This is a genomic window from Kitasatospora sp. NPDC101176, from assembly GCF_044768035.1.
Classification (GTDB): Bacteria; Actinomycetota; Actinomycetes; order Streptomycetales; family Streptomycetaceae; genus Kitasatospora.
The window spans coordinates 106985-126101 of record NZ_JBIWPA010000017.1 but is presented as its reverse complement, the minus strand read 5'-3'; the positions used below and the strand labels follow the sequence as shown (position 1 = coordinate 126101).

At 73.8% G+C, this 19117-nt stretch carries 14 protein-coding genes and 1 tRNA gene; 5 read left to right on the top strand and 10 right to left on the bottom strand.

The window, feature by feature from the left end:
- Window positions 1-41 precede the first annotated feature (41 nt).
- From ACIRS1_RS23025 to rsmI, 4 genes are all read right to left on the bottom strand, one after another.
- Window positions 42-917: a TatD family hydrolase gene (locus ACIRS1_RS23025; protein ID WP_402842812.1), complete on the bottom strand. Its 876-nt coding sequence runs from the start codon at window positions 915-917 to the stop codon at window positions 42-44.
- Complete coding sequence (gene metG / locus ACIRS1_RS23020) at window positions 917-2539, bottom strand: methionine--tRNA ligase (protein WP_402842809.1); 1623 nt, start codon at window positions 2537-2539, stop codon at window positions 917-919. The genes ACIRS1_RS23025 and metG overlap by 1 nt, the downstream gene beginning before the upstream one ends.
- A gap of 147 nt (window positions 2540-2686) precedes the next feature.
- Window positions 2687-3112: a hypothetical protein gene (locus tag ACIRS1_RS23015; RefSeq protein WP_402842807.1), complete on the bottom strand. Its 426-nt coding sequence runs from the start codon at window positions 3110-3112 to the stop codon at window positions 2687-2689.
- Window positions 3113-3411: 299 nt separating this feature from the next.
- Entirely contained in the window at window positions 3412-4317 is a 906-nt protein-coding gene (rsmI, locus tag ACIRS1_RS23010) for a 16S rRNA (cytidine(1402)-2'-O)-methyltransferase (RefSeq protein ID WP_402842804.1), read from the bottom strand.
- 106 nt (window positions 4318-4423) lie between these two features.
- Between rsmI and ACIRS1_RS23005 the strand changes: the two genes are divergently transcribed.
- Window positions 4424-6247, top strand: coding sequence for a dolichyl-phosphate-mannose--protein mannosyltransferase (locus ACIRS1_RS23005; RefSeq protein WP_402842801.1), 1824 nt, complete (start codon window positions 4424-4426; stop codon window positions 6245-6247).
- A 194-nt stretch (window positions 6248-6441) separates the two neighbouring features.
- Window positions 6442-8211, top strand: a complete 1770-nt coding sequence (locus ACIRS1_RS23000; protein WP_387900973.1) for a penicillin-binding transpeptidase domain-containing protein — start codon at window positions 6442-6444, stop codon at window positions 8209-8211.
- Between the two features lie 124 nt (window positions 8212-8335).
- Here ACIRS1_RS23000 and ACIRS1_RS22995 read toward each other — a convergent pair whose 3' ends face one another.
- From ACIRS1_RS22995 to ACIRS1_RS22980, 4 genes are all read right to left on the bottom strand, one after another.
- Entirely contained in the window at window positions 8336-9745 is a 1410-nt protein-coding gene (locus ACIRS1_RS22995; protein WP_402842796.1) for a glycosyltransferase 87 family protein, read from the bottom strand.
- A 127-nt stretch (window positions 9746-9872) separates the two neighbouring features.
- Window positions 9873-11438, bottom strand: coding sequence for an amino acid permease (locus tag ACIRS1_RS22990; protein WP_402842793.1), 1566 nt, complete (start codon window positions 11436-11438; stop codon window positions 9873-9875).
- Between the two features lie 179 nt (window positions 11439-11617).
- Window positions 11618-13078, bottom strand: a complete 1461-nt coding sequence (locus ACIRS1_RS22985) for a penicillin-binding transpeptidase domain-containing protein (protein WP_402842892.1) — start codon at window positions 13076-13078, stop codon at window positions 11618-11620.
- A 44-nt stretch (window positions 13079-13122) separates the two neighbouring features.
- On the bottom strand, window positions 13123-14478 hold the full coding sequence (locus ACIRS1_RS22980) for an FtsW/RodA/SpoVE family cell cycle protein (protein ID WP_402842791.1): 1356 nt from the start codon (window positions 14476-14478) through the stop codon (window positions 13123-13125).
- A gap of 406 nt (window positions 14479-14884) precedes the next feature.
- Between ACIRS1_RS22980 and ACIRS1_RS22975 the strand changes: the two genes are divergently transcribed.
- The 3 genes from ACIRS1_RS22975 to ACIRS1_RS22965 all read left to right on the top strand — a co-directional run bounded on the left by ACIRS1_RS22975 (window position 14885) and on the right by ACIRS1_RS22965 (window position 17663).
- The gene (locus ACIRS1_RS22975; protein WP_360213587.1) at window positions 14885-16207 is read left to right on the top strand and encodes a VWA domain-containing protein; all 1323 of its coding nucleotides are present in this window, start codon (window positions 14885-14887) and stop codon (window positions 16205-16207) included.
- 2 nt (window positions 16208-16209) lie between these two features.
- Window positions 16210-17085, top strand: a complete 876-nt coding sequence (locus tag ACIRS1_RS22970; protein ID WP_402842788.1) for a peptidase — start codon at window positions 16210-16212, stop codon at window positions 17083-17085.
- Between the two features lie 152 nt (window positions 17086-17237).
- A complete protein-coding gene (locus ACIRS1_RS22965; RefSeq protein ID WP_360213583.1) occupies window positions 17238-17663 on the top strand; it encodes a universal stress protein in 426 nt (141 codons plus the stop codon).
- 130 nt (window positions 17664-17793) lie between these two features.
- On the opposite strand, the gene ACIRS1_RS22960 is transcribed toward ACIRS1_RS22965, so the two are convergent.
- A tRNA-Ala gene (locus ACIRS1_RS22960) sits at window positions 17794-17867 on the bottom strand.
- 81 nt (window positions 17868-17948) lie between these two features.
- Window positions 17949-18995 carry a gephyrin-like molybdotransferase receptor GlpR gene (gene glpR / locus ACIRS1_RS22955; protein WP_402842784.1) on the bottom strand — a complete coding sequence of 349 codons (1047 nt, stop codon included), beginning with the start codon at window positions 18993-18995 and terminating at the stop codon, window positions 17949-17951.
- Window positions 18996-19117: the final 122 nt, after the last annotated feature.

The following is a 19117-nucleotide window of genomic DNA, read 5'->3' as shown; positions in this document are numbered from 1 at the left end:
GCCCGGACGCGCCGGACGGACCCGGCGGCCGGGCGGCCGGCTCAGTAGCCGAACGCCCGGGCCGTGTTGGCGGCGATGGCGGTCGCCAGTTCGTCCTCGTGCAGTCCCAGTGTCGCGGCCATGGACCGCACCGTGACCGGGATGAGGTACGGGGCGTTGGGGCGGCCGCGGTAGGGGTGCGGGGTGAGGAAGGGCGCGTCGGTCTCGACCAGGATCCGGTCGAGGGGGGTGGCGGCGAGGGCGTCGCGCAGCGGCTGGTTGGCCTTGAAGGTGACCGGGCCGGCGAAGGACAGGTACCAGCCGTGTTCGGCGCAGACCTCGGCCATCGCGGCGTCGCCGGAGTAGCAGTGGAAGACGGTCCGCTCGGGCGCGCCCTCGGCGAGCAGGACGGCGATGACGTCCTCGTGGGCGTCGCGGTCGTGGATGACGAGGGCCTTGTCGTGCCGCTTGGCCATCTCGATGTGGCGGCGGAACGACTCCTTCTGGATCTCCACGCCCTCGGGCCCGGTGCGGAAGTAGTCGAGGCCGGTCTCGCCGACGGCGCGGACCTGCGGGAGGGCCGCGAGCCGGTCGATCTCGGCGAGGGCCTCGTCGAGGGCGGCGGCGCCGCCGGCGGGGCGCTGCTGCCCGGACCAGCCGTCGGGGTCGCCGAGGAAGATCCTCGGCGCCTCGTTGGGGTGCAGCGCGACGGCGGCGTGCACCTGCTCGAACTGGGCCGCCAGCTCGGCGGCCCAGCGCGAGCCGGGCACGTCGCAGCCCACCTGGACGACCGTGGTGACCCCGACGGAGGCCGCCCGGGCCAGCCCTTCGGCCGGCGTGCCGGACTGCATGTCGAGGTGGGTGTGCGAGTCGGCCACCGCCACCGCCAGGGGTTCCGGCAGGGGCGGCGGCGTGGCGCGGTCGTCCTTGGGGGCCATCAGGAGGCGGGCTTCTCTTCGAGGCGCGGGAACAGGATGTCGCCCTTGGTGACGGTGGCGCCGACGGGCAGCCGGCCCCAGTCCGCCGCGGTGGCGACGGTCTGCGCCGCGAGCGCGCCGAGGCCCGCGTCGGCGGCGCCCAGCGAGGCCCACAGCTTCTCGGCGGTGGACGGCATCACCGGGTTGAGCAGGACGGCGGTGCCGCGCAGCGACTCGGCGGCGGTGTAGAGGATGGTCGCGAGGCGGGCCCGGCCCTCCTCGGAGTCGTCCTTGGCGACCTTCCAGGGCGCCTGCTCGGTGAGGTAGCCGTTGACCTGCTTGACGAACTCGAAAATCGCCGCGAGGCCGCCGGCGAAGTCCAGCTCCTCGCCGATCTTCCGGTCTGCGGCGGCGACGGCCGTGGCCAGGCCCTGGGCGACGGCCTGCTCGGCCTCGCCCGCGGCGGTGGCGGCCGGCAGCTTCCCGTCGAAGTACTTGCCGACCATCGCGGCGACCCGGGAGGCCAGGTTGCCGAAGTCGTTGGCGAGCTCGGAGGTGTACCGGGCGGTGAAGTCCTCCCAGGAGAACGAGCCGTCGGTGCCGAACGGGATCGCCCGCAGGAAGTAGTAGCGGTAGGCGTCCACGCCGAAGTGCGAGGTGAGGTCGGTGGGCGAGATGCCGGTCAGGTTGGACTTGGACATCTTCTCGCCGCCGACCATCAGCCAGCCGTTGGCGACGACCCGCTTGGGCAGCGGCAGCCCGGCGGCCATCAGCATGGCGGGCCAGATGACGGCGTGGAAGCGGAGGATGTCCTTGCCGACGAGGTGCACGGAGGCGGGCCACAGCTCGGCGAAGCGCTCCGGGTCGCTGCCGTAGCCGGCCGCGGTGATGTAGTTCTGCAGCGCGTCGACCCACACGTAGAGGACGTGCTTCTCGTCCCACGGCAGCGGGACGCCCCAGTTGAAGGTGGAGCGGGAGATCGACAGGTCCTTCAGGTCCTGCTCGACGAAGCGCAGCACCTCGTTGCGGGCCGAGGCCGGCTGGATGAAGTCCGGGTTGGCGGCGTAGAACTCCAGCAGCTTCGGACCGTACGCGGAGAGGCGGAAGAAGTAGTTCTCCTCCTCCAGCCACTCGACCGGGCGCTTGTGGACGGAGCAGAGCTTCTCGTCCGCGGTGGCGCCGTCGAGCAGTTCGGCGGGGAGCTTGAACTCCTCGCAGCCGACGCAGTACGGGCCGGAGTAGCCGCCCTTGTAGATCTCGCCCTTGTCGTACAGGTCCTGGACGAACTCCTGCACGCGGTCGGTGTGCCGCTGCTGGGTGGTGCGGATGAAGTCGTCGTTGGCGATCTCCAGGTGCTCCCAGAGCGGCTTCCACTCCTCCTCGACCAGCTTGTCGCACCACTCCTGGGGGCTGACACCGTTGGCCTCGGCGGTCCGCATGATCTTCTGACCGTGCTCGTCGGTGCCGGTCAGGTACCACACCTTCTGGCCGCGCTGGCGGTGCCAGCGGGTGAGGACGTCGCCCGCCACGGTGGTGTACGCGTGGCCCAGGTGCGGGCGATCGTTGACGTAGTAGATCGGGGTGGAAACGTAGTACGCCGGGGCGTTCGCCCCGGTGGTGCTGTGGTCTGCAGTGGCCGCCATGGTCGGAAAGCTTAGTCGGGCCCGCCCGCACCCTTCGACCGCGTTCCGGCCCGCGGACCGGGGACCGCCGCCCGGCCGGTCCGGCCCGGGGCCGCCCGCCGCGAGCAGTGCGGCGGGCGGCCCCGGATCCGCTCCCGGCGCCCGTGGTCAGCCCATCAGCCGCGACCAGAACCGGGCCCAGCGTCCGCGCGGCTTGTCGGCCGCGGGCTCCGGGGGCGCCCCGGCGGGCTCGGCGTGCGCCGAGTAGCCGGGGGCGTGGTGCCAGGACTGGTCGGCCACGGCGACCCTGCCCTCGCGCATGATCCGGACGGTGTGTCCGCCGCAGCCCGGGCAGGTCGGCTTGAGCAGCGGGGACGGCACCCGGACTCCGTTGGCGCGGTACTCGAACACGGGGTGTCCGTCCTTGCCGACGTGGTGCTCGATGTCGTACGCCTGCTCCCAGCCGTACCCGCACCGCAGGCACGCGAAGGAGTACGCCTCCCGCACGGTCTCGACGGGGGTGTGCGGCCTGCCGGCCAGGCCGGGGGCGCTCAGCGCGTTGCCACCGAGGGGGCTACCGATCATCTCGCTCATAGCCGTCTCCCAGCGCCCGCCGGGCGCTCGCCCGGCTGGGTCTTTCCATTCCAGGAAATGCCCGGACCGCCCCGGCCGATGCCCTGCTTGTGAAGACTTGGACGCGGGTTGGGAACTCCTATACGAAAGGCCTGGTCCGTTCCGAAAACCGCGACGGAATCTTCAGCTCCACTGGCGTTTACCGGGGCCTTCACTCAAAGGTACGACTCCCCGGGAGTCACGCAACCCCCGGAATTCACCCCTTTTCCAGGGCGCCCCGGGCCGGGCCTCCCGGCCCCGGGGGCCCGCCCGTCCGACGCCTACCTCCCGGCCCCGCCGCCGCCCCCGGCCGCGGTCCCGGCGGCGGTCCCGGCCGCGCCCCTGGCCTCGTTCTTCGCGGCCACCACCGCGTCGAACACCTCCCGCTTGGGCAGTGCCAGCTCGGCCGCCACCGCGGCGATGGCCTCCTTGCGGCGCTCCCCCGCCTCCTCCCGGACGGCCACCAGCCGGGCGAGTTCGGCCGGGGTGAGGTCCTGCGGCGCGGCCGGCGGCGCGCCGGCGACCACGACGGTGATCTCGCCCTTGACGCCGTCGGCCGCCCAGGCCGCCAGCTCGGCGAGCGGTCCGCGCTTGACCTCCTCGTAGGTCTTGGTGAGCTCGCGGCAGACGGCGGCGGGCCGGTCGGCCCCGAAGGCCTCGGCCATCGCGGCGAGCGCCTCGGCGATCCGGTGCGGCGCCTCGAAGAACACCATGGTGCGCGGCTCGGCGGCGATCGAGGCGAGCTGGCGGGCCCGGTCGCCGGTCTTGCGGGGCAGGAAGCCCTCGAAGGTGAAGCGGTCGACGGGCAGGCCGGACAGCGCGAGCGCGGTGAGCACGGCGGACGGCCCGGGCACCGCGGTGACCTTGACGTCGGCGGCGACGGCGGCGGCGACCAGCCGGTAGCCGGGGTCGGAGACGGAGGGCATGCCGGCGTCGGTGACCAGCAGCACCCGGGCGCCGCCGAGCAGCGCCTCCACCAGTTCGGGGGTGCGGCCGACCTCGTTGCCCTCGAAGTAGGACACCACCCGCCCGGCCGGGGTCACCCCCAGGGCCTGGGTGAGCCGGCGCAGCCGACGGGTGTCCTCGGCCGCGATCACGTCGGCCGCGGCCAGTTCGGTGAGCAGCCGGGGCGGGGCGTCCGAGACGTCGCCGATGGGGGTGCCTGCGAGAACGAGTACTCCTGTCACGGCCCCCATCCTTGCAGCTGCCGCCGCCCGGGGGCTTTTGGTGACGATTCGGGCAGCTTCCGAGGGAGCGGACACGCGTACGAAGAGCGCCCCTACGATGTGGCGGATGAACGGCGACACGGCGGCCAGGACGCCCACCGGTACGGACCACACCGCGCAGGACGGCGGCGACGTGGCCGGCCCGCCCTCCCCGGTCGCCCCGCCGTCCCCCGTCCTCCCGGCCCCCAGACCGGCCGAGCCGGCCCCGGGGAGCTGGCGGGAGCGGTTGGCCCGGTACGGCTACGCCGCCCGCCCGACGGCCCCGCTGACCGAGCGCCTGGTGCCGCCGATGCCGGACGGCCCCGGGGTCACCCCGACCCCGGCGCCGCCCTCGCCGCTGCTGCAGCGCCTGGGCGTCTCCGTGGCCCCTGGCCTGTGGACCTTCCTGTGCCGCTGGGCCGGCTGGCTGGGCCCGCTGGCGGTGGCGCTGTTCGCCGGTGTGCTGCGCTTCACGAACCTCGGCCAGCCGCACGCGATCATCTTCGACGAGACCTACTACGCCAAGGACGCCTACGCGCTCTGGCACGGCGGCTACGAGATCAACTGGCCGGACGGCGCCAACGACCAGATCATGACGCCGGGCGCGGCCGTCCCGTACCGGGCGATGGCCTCGTACGTGGTGCACCCGCCGGTGGGCAAGTGGATCATCGGTGCGGGCGAGGTGCTGTTCGGGATGAACCCGTTCGGCTGGCGGTTCGCGGTGGCCCTGCTCGGCACCCTGTCGGTGCTGATGCTCGCCCGGATCGCCCGCCGGATGTTCCGGTCGACCCTGCTGGGCTGCGTGGCCGGCCTGCTGCTCTCGGTGGACGGCCTGCACCTGGTGCTCAGCCGCGCCGCGCTGCTGGACCTGGTGGTGATGTTCTGGATCCTCGCCGCCTTCGGCTTCCTGCTGCTGGACCGCGACCGCACCCGGGCCCGGCTGGCGGAACGCCTCGGCGGGGTGCCGGACGCGCTGCTGGCGCAGCGGGCGAACCTGGGCTGGCGCCCGTACCGGATCGCCGCCGGCGTCTGCGTCGGCCTGACCTGCGCCACCAAGTGGAGCGGCCTGTACGTGGCGGCGGCCTTCGGCGTGATGACGGTGCTCTGGGACGTCGGCGCCCGCCGGCTGGCCGGGGCCCCGCGCCCCTACCTCGCGGCGCTCACCCGGGACGTGCTGCCGGCCTTCGTGTCGATCGTGGTGGTGTCGCTGGCCGTCTACGTCGCGTCCTGGTGGGGCTGGTTCGCCAGCAGCAACGCGCCCGGGCAGGGCGGCTGGGGCCGCGACTGGGCGGTGGGGCGGTCCACCGACTACCCGTGGATACCCGAGGGGCTGCGCGCCCTGTGGCACTACCACTCGACGGTGTACGACTTCCACACCCACCTGAGCGACCCGCACACCTACCAGTCGAACCCGTGGTCCTGGCTGGTGCTGGGCCGGCCGGTCTCCTTCTTCTACGAGTCCCCCAAGCAGGGCCAGAGCGGCTGCACGGCCGCCGAGTGCGCCCGCGAGGTGCTGGGCATCGGCACCCCGCTGCTGTGGTGGGCGGCCGTGGTGGCGCTGGTGTACTGCCTGTGGCGCTGGGCGGCGCGGCGGGACTGGCGGGCCGGTGCGCTGCTGTGCGGCCTGGCCGCCGGCTACCTCCCGTGGTTCGCCTACCAGCAGCGGACGATCTTCCTGTTCTACGCGGTGGTGTTCGTCCCGTTCCTGGTGCTCGCGGTGACCATGCTGGTCGGGGCGCTGATCGGGCCGGCCGGCGCCTCGCGGGACCGCCGGATCATCGGTTCCACCGCGGCGGGGCTGCTGGTGCTGCTGATCATGTGGAACTTCCTGTTCTTCTTCCCGCTGTTCACCGGGCAGACGATCCCGATGCAGGACTGGCGCCAGCGGATGTGGTTCACCAGCTGGATCTGACGCCCGGGCCCGGGTCCGCACACACCGGACACCCGCGAACCGTCCGTATGCGGTGCACGACACGTACCAGATCCGTCACAACTCCCGGGCGTTTCGTCGGCGCACCGATCGGCGCTGCCTAGGGTGGGGGGCGAACCGCGTTTCCGGCCCCGGTCGGTTGCGCCCGGCCGCGAGACCCTTGGGGGAGCAGCACCATGCGCAGAGGCGCGAAGATCGGCATCATCACCGGCGTGTCCGTCGCCGTGCTGGCGGGCGGGGGCTACGGGGCGTACAGCCTGGTGGGCGGCTCGGGCTCCGGCTCCTCCTCGGACAAGAAGCCCCGCACGGTGGTCGCCGAGCCGCCCTCGGCCGAGCAGGCGGCGAACGGTGCCAAGGACTTCCTCGCGGCCTGGGCGGCCGGCGACCTGGACAAGGCCGCCTCGCTGACCGACGACCCGGCCGCGGCCACCACCGCGCTGACCGCCTTCCGCGACCAGGTCAAGCCGAGCGGGCTGACCCTGAGCCCGGCCGGCCCGGCCACCCCGCAGGCCTTCGCCGCGGCCACCGGGACGCCCTCCCCGGCCGCCAAGCCGTCCGCGGGCGCCTCGGCCACCCCGTCGGCGGGCGCGACCCCCGGCGCCACGGACTCGCCGTCCGCCGCCGCCTCCCCCGCGCCGGCCGGCGTGCTGATGGGGTACAAGGCCCGCGCCGAGTTCGCCGGGACCAACCGGGTCTGGGACTACAACGGCTTCCTGAGCGTCGTGAAGATGAGCGACGACACCCCGGCCGTGCACTGGGCGCCGACGGTGATCCACCCGCACCTGTCCGGCAACGAGACGATCGCCACCCAGCAGGTCTTCGCGCCGCCGTCCAACGCGGTGGACCGCAACGGCAAGGCGCTGCAGGGCGCCTCGCTCACCCCGGCGCTGCTGGCCACCCTGCAGGACAACGCCCACAAGCTGGTGCCGGACCCGAACAAGGACCAGGACGCGGGCAGCGCGGTGGTGATCAGCGACCCGTCCGGCAAGACCGCCAACGACAAGCTGTTCACCATCGTCGAGCCGAAGCCCGGCAAGCCGTTCAAGGTGACCATCGACAACGCCATCCAGGCCGCGGCCGAGAAGGCGATGACGGACCTCGGCGGCAAGTCCGGGTCGATCGTCGCGATCGAGCCGAGCACCGGTCAGGTGCTGGCCTTCGCCAACGCGCCCGCCAGCGGCCAGAACCGGGCCTTCACCGGGCTGCTCGCACCGGGTTCGACGATGAAGATCGTCACCTCCGCGGCGCTGCTGGAGGCCGGGGTCAACCCGGACACCGTGGTCGCCTGTCCGGAGAAGAGCAGCAACGCGGTCGCCGTCCCGAACTCGTTCCCGGGCGCCTTCCCGAACAACACGCTGCAGCAGGACTTCATGATGTCCTGCAACACGGCCTTCATCAACCAGGGCCTGACCAGCCTGAAGCCCGACACGCTGTCCGGCACCGCCAAGGACCTCTTCGGCATCGGCCTGGAGTGGAAGACCGGCCTGCCGAACGCCGACGGCAAGGTGCCCTCCCCGGGCTCCAACAAGGACGAGCAGGCGATGAACTACATCGGCCAGGGCAAGGTCCAGATGAACCCGCTGGCCATCGCCTCGATCACCGCCACGGTGCAGAGCGGCGAGTTCAAGCAGCCGATCCTGGTCGCCGACCTGCCGCAGCAGAAGGCCGCCCGCCCGCTCTCCGCGGACGTCGACGGCAAGCTGAAGGCGATGATGGCCGCGACCGCCCAGGGCGGCACCGCCAAGGACGTGATGGCAGGCATCACCGACAACGCCGGCGCCAAGACCGGCTCGGCCGAGGTCGCCGGGGCGACCGTCACCAACAGCTGGTTCACCGCCTACCGCGGCAACATCGCGGTCGCCGCCGAGGTCCAGGGCGGCGGGCACGGCGTGGACGCGGCCGGCCCGGCCGTCGCCTCCCTCCTGAAGGCCGCCGGCACCCGCTGACGCCTCCCGGCTCGGGGCGGGCGAACCACCCGCCCCGAGCCCCCTTCCGCGCGACACCCCCGCCCCGAGCCCCTCCTCCCGCGAGCGGGCGAAAACCCGGCGAGCGGGCGACGGCCCAACCGCCTCAGCCCCGCGGCAGCGCGGGCTCCGGCCGCCCCAGCATGCGCGGCGGAGGGGCGGGCCTGCGGCTGGTCCAGCGCCGGGCGGCCAGCCGGGGCCAGATCACCAGCACCACCGGCAGCGCCAGGTACCCGAAGCGCCCGGCGGGGGCGAGCATGAACGCGATGGCCAGTCCGGCGGCCAGCAGGTCGGCGGCCGCTATCGCGGAGACCGGCGGCCGGGCGAGCAGCCAGATGGCCACCCCGATGCCGCCCATGGTCATGAGCGCCAGCGAGACGGAGTGCCCGGTGGGCCCGAAACCGGCCAGCACCTTGCCCGGCAGCGGGCTGCCGGCGGGGGTGCGGATGGCGGTGAGTCCGAGCGGGAAGCGCACGACCTGTTCGCGCAGCGCGTCGGCCTGGGTGAGCACCGAGGGCAGGATGACGGCCAGACCGGTGCCGAACGCGATCAGCGCGGTACGGGCGGCGGGCCGGCGGCCGTAGAGGCGCCAGAGCAGCAGTGCGGCGACTGGCAGGGCCGGCCAGGCCGTCCACTTGAGGGTGCAGGCGAGGGCGAGCACCAAACCGGCGCCGACGGTGCGGTCGCGCTCGGCGAGGGCCATGGCGAGGCAGCAGACGCCGATCAGCGGGAGGTCGACGCCACCGACGACCAGGGCCAGGGCGATCAGCGGCGAGGCGGTGAGGACGGCGAGCGGCAGCAGCGGCGCGCGGTCCCGGGACGGCCTCAGCAGCCGCCAGCTGGCCAGCAGGCAGGCGACGAAGGTGAGCGCGAACCAGATCCGGGCGTCCCCGGCGACCCGGGCGAAGGCGTTCCCGTCGCCGAGCAGTTGGCGCGGCATCCCGAAGAGGGTCATCGCCGGCAGGTACGGGTTGTAGTCGGTGACCACCACCGGGTGGGGCAGGTACGGGCTGCCGGTGGTGAGCAGCAGGTGCGCCGAGCGTTCGACGACCATCACCTCGGACTGGTGGCGGCCGTGCAGGGCGAGCAGGGCGAGTGGCGCGAGGACGGCGCCGACCATGGCGACGGCGGCGGCGGCGCGGGCCGCGAAGCGGCGCGGCAGGGTGAGGCAGAGCAGTCCGGCCAGGGCGTACGAGGGAGCAGCGACGAGGCCCCACAGCCGCTGGTTGGGCAGGTCGGAGACGAGTGGGAAGGCGGCGGCCCAGCCGGCCGCGATCAGGCAGCCGAGGAGCTGGACGGTGCGCGTCGAGGCGAGCCGGGCGGGATTCAGCCGATCGGGCGTGGGCGGGAAGGTGCTCTCGCCCCGCTGACGGGGGAACGGCCGACTGGAGAAGCCCAGCGGCAGCCGTCCGGGTGCGGACGGCGTTCCGTCGGGGGTCGGCGGGGCCGGCGTTCTGGAGCGGCCGGTGAAGCGGCCGCGCGGGCGGGAGAAGCCGGGCGTGCGGGTGCTCACCATGGTGGAAGGTTATGGGTGGGAGCGGGGCCCTGTCGCCATGGCGTCGACCACGGCGCGAGTGGTGGCACGAGGGGGGCCGCCGGGTGTCGTTCCCACCGGCGGCCCCTCATGTCCGGATACGTCCGGTTCAGCTGTTCGTGTCGGCGGGGGTGTCCGCCGTGACGGCCTGCTGGGCCGACTGCTCCAGCTTGGAGTGCTTGATGCTGTAGCCGAAGTAGACGACCACGGCGACGGCGATGGCGATCCCGCCGGCCCGGAAGGTGTCCGCGTGCAGGCCGGTGATCAGGTAGATGCAGAAGGCGACGCTGAGCAGCGGGACGACCGGGTAGCCGGGGACCCTGAAGCCGCGCGGCAGGTCGGGCTGGGTGCGGCGCAGGATGATCACGCCGATCGAGACCACCGAGAAGGCGATGAGGGTCCCGAGGCTGGTGATGTCGGCCAGAATGTTCAGCGGGATGAACGCGGCCAGGGCGCCGACGCCGAGGCCCACCACGAGGGTGTTCCAGACCGGGGTGCCGGTGCGCGGGGAGAGCTGGGCGAAGCGCTTGGGCAGCATGCCGTCGCGGCCCATCGAGTACAGGATGCGGGTCTGGCCGTAGATCACCACGAGGGTGATGCTGAAGATCGAGATGATCGCGCCGACGGCGAAGACCATCGCGGGCCAGCTCTGGCCGGTGATGTCCTGGAGGATCTGGGCGAGCCCGGCCTCCTGGCCGTCGAACTTCTCCCACGGCTGGGCGCCGATGCCGGCCAGCGCGACCAGGATGTAGAGCAGGGTCACCACGACCAGCGAGATGATGATCGCCAGCGGCAGGGTGCGGCGCGGGTTCTTGACCTCCTCACCGGCGGTGGACACGGCGTCCAGGCCGATGAAGGAGAAGAAGATGCTGGACGCGGCGACCTGCACGCCGCCGATGCCGAGCGGCATGAACGGGGTCAGGTTGCCGGAGTGGAAGCCGGTGAGGGCGACGCCGACGAAGAGGATCAGGATGAGGATCTTGATCCCGACCATGGCCGCGTTGACCTTCACCGACTCGCTGACGCCGCGGATCAGCAGGAAGCAGACCATGGCGACCAGCAGCAGCGCCGGCAGGTTGAACCAGTGGGTGCTGTCCGGCGCGCCGGACAGCTGCTCCGGGATGGTGACGCCGAACGCCAGGTCGAGGAACTTGTTCAGGTACTCGGCCCAGCTGACCGCGATCGCCGAGGCGGAGACGCCGTACTCCATCAGCAGGCAGATGCCGACGCCGAACGCGACGCCCTCGCCGAGCGTGGCGTAGGCGTAGGAGTACGAGGAGCCGGACACCGGGATCGCGGAGGCCATCTCGGCGTAGCAGAGCGCGGTGAGTCCGGCGGTGACCGCGGCGATCACGAAGGACAGGATGACGGCCGGGCCGGCCGAGGGCACCGCGGTGCTGAGCACGAAGAAGATGCCGGTGCCGATGGTGGCGCCGATGCCGATCGAGGACAGCTGCCAGAGGCCGATCGTGCGGCGCAGGTGGATGCCGGAGCGTCCGCCCTCCTCGGGCGCGCCGGCGGGAAGGCCATGGCCCTCACTCTCGGCGATGAGTGATGAGACGGGCTTGCGTCGCAGCAGACGCACGCCGAGGGAGTTGCTGGCCAAAACTGCGGTCCTTCTAGGCGGGGGAGGGTGTCCTAGCGGCCGGTCACCCGACGCCCCGTGGGGTGTCATCGGGGACCAACCGAACAAACATGGGACAGTACCCCGCGAATGCACCAGTGTCGCAAACGAACAGTCTCGCTCGGCGCATTGTACGAATCGGCGCAACGGGGCACACAAACCGGACACTTCGCAAACGGCGCATCTCCTCTCCAGCGGTTAAAGCAGCAGGTCAGAGGCCGTCGCGAAGATCAACCGCCGAGCACCGCCTGCATCACCGAGCGGGCGACCGTCGCGGCGAGCCCGCCACCGGTGGCCTCCGCGGCACCGCTGTCCGCGATCACCACCGCCACCGCCACCGGCGGCACCCGGTCCGAGCCGGCCGGCCTGGCCCAGGCGGTGAACCAGGCGTACGGCGTGGCGCCGTTGTCCGCCCCGTGCTGGGCGGTTCCGGTCTTGCCGCCGACCACCGCACCGGGGATCCGGGCGTCGCGGCCGGTGCCCCGCTCCACCGCGTCGGTCATCAGCCGCTGCACCTGCACGGCCACCTCCGGCGTCATCGCCCTCCGGTAGGTGACGGGCTTCATCAGCCGCACCGTGCCGCCGTCGCTCCTGGTCAGCTCGTCCACAAGCTGTGGACGCATCACCGTGCCGCCGTTGGCGACCCCGGCGGCGACCATCGCCATCACCAGCGGGGTGGCCGCGGTGTCGAACCGGCCGATCGAGGAGAGCGCCAGCTGCGACTGGTCCATCGTGGTGTCGAAGTTCGACCGGGCGGCGCGCACCGGCGTGTCCAGCCCGGGGTCGTTGAAGCCGAAGCTCTCGGCCATCGCCGCCGTCCGGTCCAGCCCGGTCCGCACCCCGAGGTAGCCGAGGACGCTGTTGCAGCTGAGCACCATCGCGGTGTCCAGCGACTGCCCGGGCCGGTCGCACTCCGGGGTGTCGTCGACCAGTGTCGTGGCCGTCCCCGGCAGCACGTACGGGGAGGGCGCACCGGTCGGCGCGTCGACGTCCGTGACCACCCCGTTCGCGAGCGCGGCCGCCGCGGTGACCACCGTGAAGGTCGACCCGGGCGGGTAGGTCTGGCGCAGCGCACGGTTGAGCATCGGCTGGTCGGTGTCGAGCCGCAACCGGTTCCAGGCGGCCTGGTCGGCCGCGCCGGAGCCGGCGAAACCGCCCGGGTCGTAGGAGGGCGTGCTGGCCAGCGCCAGGATCCGGCCGGTGGCCGGCTCGATCGCGGCGACCGCGCCCTGCCGGCTGCCGAGCCCATGCATCGCGGCCTCCTGGGCGGCCCGGTTCAGCGTGGTGCGGACGTCCCCGCCGGGGTTCCGCCGGCGGGCCACCGCGTCCCAGACCGCCCAGCCGGACAGCCCCGGGTCGGTGCCGGACAGCAGGTCGTCCTCGGTGCCCTCCAGCTGGCTGTCGCCGTAGGCCTGCGAGGCGAAGCCGGTGACCGCCGCGAACAGCGAGCCGTCGGTGTAGGTGCGCTTGTAGGCGTAGCGGCCGCCGGTGGGCGCCGAGCCGGTCACGGCGTCCGCGCCGACCAGGATGTCGCCGCGCGGCCGGGAGTACCGCTCGACGGTGAGCCGCTGGTTGGCGGTGTTGCGGTCGAGCCCGTCCGCCTCGAACACCTGCACCCGGGTGGCCTGGACGCACAGCGCGGCGATCAGCAGCAGGCAGAAGGTACCCGCCCGGCGCCCGGTGACGGAGATGCCCGGCAGCCCCTGCGGCCCGTTCCCTCGGGGGCCCGCGCCCGTCACGGCCGCCCTCCCGCCGCGGACCGGGCGGCGACCGGCGCCGGCCGGCGGGCGGTGTCGCTCATCCGCACCAGCAGCGCCACGATGATCCAGTTGGTGACCACCGAGGACCCGCCCTGGGCGACGAACGGCAGGGTCATCCCGGTCAGCGGGATCAGGGCGAGCACCCCGCCCGCCACCACGAACACCTGCAGGGCGACGATCGCGGCCAGCCCGATCGCCAGCAGCCGCCCGAACGGGTCACGCAGGGCGATGCCCGTCCGGAACCCCCGGGAGACCAGCACCGCGTACAGCAGGAACACCGCGATCAGCCCGGCGAGGCCGAGCTCCTCACCGAGGGTGGCGAGGATGAAGTCGGACTTGGCGGCGAAGCCGATCAGCACCGAGTGGCCGTTGCCGAGGCCGGTGCCCAGCTCCCCGCCCCAGGCGAAGGCGAACAGCGACTGGGCGATCTGGTTGGCGCCCCGGCCCGCCGCGATCGATCCCAGCGGGTCCAGCCAGTCGGCGACCCGGCTGTGCACGTGCGGCGAGAGCCGGCCCACCGTCACCGCCCCGACCGCCGCCAGCACCAGCCCGATCGCGATCCACCCGGTGCGCGCGGTGGCCACGTACAGCATCACCACGAACAGGCCGAAGAACAGCAGCGAGGTGCCGAGGTCCGTCTCCAGCACCAGGACGCCGACGAAGGCGGCCCAGATCAGCAGCACCGGCCCGAGCACCCGCCCGGGCGGCAGCCGCAGGCGCCCGATCCGGCGGCCGGTGAGCGCCAGCGCGTCCCGGTGCACCGCCAGGTAGGCGGCGAAGAAGACGGCCAGCAGGATCTTGGCGAACTCCCCCGGCTGGAAGGAGAGCGGCCCGGCGGTGATCCAGATCCGCGAGCCGTACACCGGCGGGAAGAAGACCGGCAGGATCAGCAGGACCAGCGCCGCCAGCGCGCCGAGGTAGGCGTACCGCTGCAGCCGGCGGTGGTCGCGCACCAGCAGCACCACGGCGGCGAACAGCGCCACCCCGAGGCCCGACCAGAGCAGCTGCGCGGAGGCCGCGCCGGCGCCGGAGGTGGCCCGGTCCAGCCGGTGGATGGCCACCAGGCCGATCCCGTTGAGCAGCACGGCGATCGGCAGCAGCAGCGGGTCCGCGTACCGGGCCCGCCGGCGGACCACGACGTGCGCCAGCAGGGCGAGCACGCCGAGCGCGGCACCGTACCCGGCGGCGTCGGCGGGCACCTCACCGTCGAGGTCGACGCCGACCTCGACGTAGCCGAACACGGCGAGGAGCACGGCGGCCAGGAGCAGCCGGAGCTCGACGGGGCGCCCGGTCGGCACCGGCCGGCTCGGCCGGGCGGCGGATCGCGTCACGGCGGAGGGTGTCGCCACGGACCGTCCTGGGGGTCGCGGGGAGCCGGGCGCTGCGGCGGGTCACCGCTGCCCGGGGAGGCCGAACGGGGCGGACGGTCGGACGCGCCGGCCGGCCCGGGCACCCGCACGACGGGGCCCGCGCCCCGGTTCGTCACCCTAACGAGCACTATCCATATTTACTGCGCTTCATGACGGTGTGTCCCCCGTTGACCGGATCACTCCGCGCCCCGGCCCGCCGCCGGGCGGCCGGCAGGAGCGGCGGGCGGAAGGCCGTCCGGCGGGGTAAGGACGGCGTGAGCGCTGCACCGGATCCCCCGGCCGCGCGCCGGAGTTCACCCCGAGCCCGGCCGTCGCGCGATCCGGACTCGTTTGGCCATCGCCAACTGATGATCCCTAGGATCGCCGGGTGACTACCGGACGACGACCAAAGACCAGGCTCGGCGGCCTGCTGGCCGCCCTGGCGATAACGGGCGCCTCGCTGCTCCTCGGCCTGCCCGCCCACGCCGACGAACCATCAGCCGGATCCGCCGCCACGCCCAAGGAGGCCCCCCGGGTCGACCTGGTCCTGGACGTCAGCGGCTCCATGAACGAGCGGGACATCCAGGGCAAGAGCCGGATCTCGGTGGCCCAGCAGTCGCTGAACGACGTGATCGACGCGCTGCCCGCGGAGACCGAGTTCGGCATCCGCACCCTGGGCGCCAACTACCCCGGCAACGACAAGACGCAGGGCTGCCAGGACACCAAGCAGCTGTTCCCGGTCGGCAAGACCAACAAGGTCGAGGCCAAGACGGCCGTCGCCACCCTGCGGCCCACCGGCTTCACCCCGATCGGCCTGGCGCTGCGCGGTGCCGCCCAGGACCTCGGCAAGGGCGAGACCACCCGCCGGGTGGTGCTGATCACCGACGGCGAGGACACCTGCACCCCGCCCGACCCGTGCGACGTCGCCCGCGAACTCGCCTCCCAGGGCATCCACCTGGTCGTCGACACGCTCGGCCTGGCCCACGACGACAAGACCCGCCAGCAGCTCCTGTGCATCGCCAACGCGACCGGCGGCACCTACACCGACGTGCGCACCCAGGAGCAGCTCACCGACAAGGTGAAGCAGCTGGTCGACCGCTCCAACGACACCTACACGGTGACCCCGGTGAAGACCGCTGGCACCGACAAGTGCGAGAACGCCCCGGTGCTCGCCCCGGGCGTCTACACCGACCGCGAGAAGTTCTCCGAGCACCGCGTCTACAAGGTCCCGGTCAAGTCCGGCCAGGAACTGCGCGCCTCGGTCAGCGTGGGGCTGGACCGCGCGGTGGCCCGGGACTACGGCGTCCTGCTGCAGGCGACCAGCGCGACCGGCCAGGAGCTGGTCCGCGGCACCGACGCCGGCAGCGGCCGCACCGACGTGATCTCCACCGGACTGCGCTGGTCCACCAGCGACTCCAAGGGGTACGTCACGACGAGCCCGACCTCCTCGCCGAGCGCGAAGCCGGAGACCACGGTCTGCCTGGTCGTCAGCAACGCGCTGGCCCCGCAGTCCGGCGTCCTGGCCGACCCCGGCATGCCGCTGGAGCTGACCGTCGACCTGGCCACCGCCTCGCCGGCCCCCGAGGGCGCGGCGATGGGCCTCGGCCGCGGCTGGATCCTGTTGCTCACCCTCACCCTGGCCGGCCTGGTCTTCGGCCTGCTGTTCGGCTGGATCGCGCGCTGGCGGATCGCTGTCTGGCGGGAGAACTGACCATGCGTACGACCCTGCGCGGCACCCTCGCCGCCCTCGCCCTGCTGCCCGCCCTCGCGCTGGCCGCCCCGGCCGCCTCCGCCGCCTCGCCGTCGCCCTCGGCGAGCGCGAGCGGCACCCCGGCCCCGGCCACCAGGGCCGGCACGTCCTTCCTGACCGCGACCAACCTGTCCCCCGGCCAGGACGCCAACGTCGCCGCCTCCACGGGCGACTACCTGTACTGGGCGTTCGGCGCCTCCGAGGGCCAGACCCCGACGATCGGCCTGACCGTCAACCTGGCCCCCGCGACCGACCGGCACGGCCCGCAGACCTGGTCCGTCGAGGTCTTCGACGGGCTGCGCCGCCGCCAGGCCTGCACCGCCGGCACCCAGAACGCCACGGGCGACCAGAACGCCACCACGCTCGCGCTGAGCTGCACCCTGCGCGAGGTCCGCTCCTGGGCCGAACCGTGGTCCGGCGACCCGCTGCCCGGCACCTACTACGTGCGGCTGTCGGTCAGCGACGCCCCGCAGCCGGACCTCGGCCTGGCCGCCTCCGTCCAGCTGCACGTCAGTGCCAAGGGCGACGCGGACAACGCCCAGCCGGAGGGCGGCGAGCTGAAGGCCCCGCTGGTCCCGCCGGCGGGCGGCGGCGCGAGCACCGCCAAGGCGGCCGCCCCGGTGGAGCCCGAGGAGCACTGGTACACCGGCTGGTTCTCCGGCTGGAACAGCCGCTGGTACTGGACGATCGGCGGCGGCTTCCTGGCCGCCCTGGCGGGCGTCCTGGGCTACCGGCTGACCCGGCACCCGCGCGGCTACCGCCAGGCCCGCTACGGGGCCGTCCCGCCCCAGCCGGGCGCCCCGCAGCCCGGGCCCTACGTGGGCTCCCAGCGCCCCTGACGCGCACCCGTCCCACCCGGGGGCCGGTCGGATCCGTTCCGGCCGGCCCCCGGCCGTTCCCGCCGCCGCACGCCGACGCCCGGACCCACCCCGCTCCGGCCCGGACGGCGCCACCGCCTGCCTGCGCCCGGGCACCCGCTTAGGCTCGGACCATGACCCGGCAGCCGGAGGGCAGGATCGTGGTCGGCGTGGACGGCTCGCCGCCCTCCCGCGCCGCCGTCCGCTGGGCGGCCCGCCTGGCCGGCCTCACCGGCGGCCCGCTGGAGGCGGTGTCGGTCTGGGACTTCCCCTGCCTCCACGGCGAGCACGGCCCCGTCCTGCCCGCCCTGGACGGCTTCGGGTCCGAGCACCGCGCGGCCGAGATCCTCGACGAGGCCCTGGCCGGCTGCCCGCTCCCGGTCCACCGCCGGCTCCGGGCCGGCGCGCCCGGGCCCGCCCTGGTGGCCGCCGCGGCCGGCGCGGCCCTGCTGGTCCTCGGCAACCGCGGCCGCTCCTCCGCGGCCGGCGCCCCGCTCGGCACCGTCGCGCAGTACTGCCTCCACCACGCGCCCTGCCCGGTGACGATCGTCCGCGACTGACCGTCAGGCCACCGCCGGACCACCCCCGTGACGCTCGTCACGCCGCCAACTCCCGCACCCCCGGGCGGAGTACCCGTGGACAACGCAGAAGCCCCGCCCGGTCTGACGACCGGGCGGGGCTTCCATTGGGTGGAGCTGAGGGGATTCGAACCCCTGACCCCCTCGATGCGAACGAGGTGCGCTACCGGACTGCGCCACAGCCCCAACGAGAAGAAACTCTAGCACCTTTCGGAGGGGGTCCGTGACCACCCCCGGCGGCCCGGTGCTGGTCGGGGGCCGGAGGGGTCATTCGTTGGCGGCGCGGGGGCGCGCCTCGGGGGCCGGAGCCTCGGCGTACTGGTCGAAGAGCGGGGTGTTGCGGGAGGGCTCGGCCGGGCGGCCTGCGGTCCAGGTGCCCGGGGCCGACAGGTCGAGGTTGCGGGACACCCGGGGGGCGACCGGCGCGGTGACGTAGGTCGGCAGCGGGACGGGCACCGGCTCCCAGGAGTCCGGGCCGGCCGCACCGCGCTCGCGCATGCCGTCGACCCACTCCTCGTGCTCGGTCGCCTCGGCCACCACGGAGGCGGACGCCACCGACACGGTGGCCTCCTCCGGGTCGGCCGCCAGCCGCAGGTGGGGGCGGCGCCCGGCGCGCTCGCCGGCGGCCCGCTCCGGGGCCGCGGGGGCCTCGGCCGGAGCGGCAGCGGCTTCCGGGGCCGCGGCCCGCTGCTGCTCGCGCTTGCGCAGCCGCTCGGCGGCCTGGGCGGCGCGGTCGCGGTCGAGCTTCACCTCGTACCGCTGGCGCTCCAGCTTGCGCAGGTGGCCGATGTAGAGGGTGAGGAGGAGTGCCGGGACGGCCGGGACCCAGAGGAAGGCCAGTCCGGCGACGGCCGCGACGACGGCGCCGAGCGCGAAGGCCAGGAAGAGGCCGGTGACCATCCGCCGCCGGCGGGCCAGCAGCTGTGCCCGGCGCCGGGCACCGCCCTGCGGGGCGACCGCGGGCCGCTCGGCCCGGGCCGCGCGCTCCGGCGAGGCCGCGGGCGAGGGCACTGGCGAGGGTGAGGGCGCGGGCTCCGCGCCGGGTTCCGCGGTGTCCGCGGGGTCGCCGGGGGCGGCCTCGTCCCGTCCGGGAGGGCCGTCGCCGTCCTGCTCGTCGTCACGCGGTCCGTCGCCCAGGGCCCGGGCTGCCCGCCGCTCCAGTGCCGATCGCCCGGCCAGCAGGCGGATGGCGGTGCTGAAGCGTTCCGTCGGACGTGCCTCGTTGAGTTCGTCCTGCCTGCGGAGCCACATCGGCACCAGATAGGCGGCCCAGGCCCCTACGATGACGGCGTAGATAAGGCCGCTACTGCTCACGATTCACACCGTACGGGCGCCGGGGAAGGCCTGGCAGCAATTTGGCGCGGCGTGTCGTGTGATCAAGCTGATTCTCCGACTATTTTGCCGGCATTTGTGCCGGTCCACGGGCGTGCCGATGC

What these genes read in the sequence shown, in the direction of transcription:
- ACIRS1_RS23015 (WP_402842807.1), bottom strand. Translation starts at nt 3,112, where the DNA reads ATGAGCGAGATGATCGGTAGCCCCCTCGGTGGCAACGCGCTGAGCGCC.
- ACIRS1_RS23000 (WP_387900973.1), top strand. Translation starts at nt 6,442, where the DNA reads ATGCGCAGAGGCGCGAAGATCGGCATCATCACCGGCGTGTCCGTCGCC.
- ACIRS1_RS22970 (WP_402842788.1), top strand. Translation starts at nt 16,210, where the DNA reads ATGCGTACGACCCTGCGCGGCACCCTCGCCGCCCTCGCCCTGCTGCCC.
- ACIRS1_RS22990 (WP_402842793.1), bottom strand. Translation starts at nt 11,438, where the DNA reads ATGACACCCCACGGGGCGTCGGGTGACCGGCCGCTAGGACACCCTCCC.
- metG (WP_402842809.1), bottom strand. Translation starts at nt 2,539, where the DNA reads ATGGCGGCCACTGCAGACCACAGCACCACCGGGGCGAACGCCCCGGCG.
- ACIRS1_RS23005 (WP_402842801.1), top strand. Translation starts at nt 4,424, where the DNA reads ATGAACGGCGACACGGCGGCCAGGACGCCCACCGGTACGGACCACACC.
- ACIRS1_RS22965 (WP_360213583.1), top strand. Translation starts at nt 17,238, where the DNA reads ATGACCCGGCAGCCGGAGGGCAGGATCGTGGTCGGCGTGGACGGCTCG.
- ACIRS1_RS22995 (WP_402842796.1), bottom strand. Translation starts at nt 9,745, where the DNA reads ATGGTGAGCACCCGCACGCCCGGCTTCTCCCGCCCGCGCGGCCGCTTC.
- ACIRS1_RS23025 (WP_402842812.1), bottom strand. Translation starts at nt 917, where the DNA reads ATGGCCCCCAAGGACGACCGCGCCACGCCGCCGCCCCTGCCGGAACCC.